The sequence below is a fragment of the Pseudomonas rossensis genome, assembly GCF_039888995.1.
In the GTDB taxonomy this organism is placed as follows: Bacteria; Pseudomonadota; Gammaproteobacteria; order Pseudomonadales; family Pseudomonadaceae; genus Aquipseudomonas; species Aquipseudomonas rossensis.
In genome coordinates, this window is sequence record NZ_JBBWCB010000409.1 from 1 (window position 1) to 237 (window position 237).

1 rRNA gene is annotated in these 237 nt (G+C 50.6%); it reads right to left on the bottom strand.

What is annotated here, in order from left to right:
• A 5S ribosomal RNA gene (rrf, locus tag WLY71_RS31080) occupies nucleotides 1–88 on the bottom strand; the annotation flags it as partial.
• Nucleotides 89–237 lie beyond the last annotated feature (149 nt).

Consider the following 237-nt stretch of genomic DNA (forward strand, 5'->3'; position numbering starts at 1 on the left):
GAAACCCCACACTACCATCGGCGATGCATCGTTTCACTGCTGAGTTCGGGATGGGATCAGGTGGTTCCAATGCTCTATGGTCGTCAAGAAATTCGGTAGCCAGGTCGTTCTCCTTGCGGGATCACGCTCCAGCGAATGGGTATGCGATAGTTTGGTGTTTTGTGAGTATCTCGAACTTTCGGTTCGTTTCGTCTTCACACACCGCAATCTGGCCTCTTTCGAGTTCGCAAATTGCTT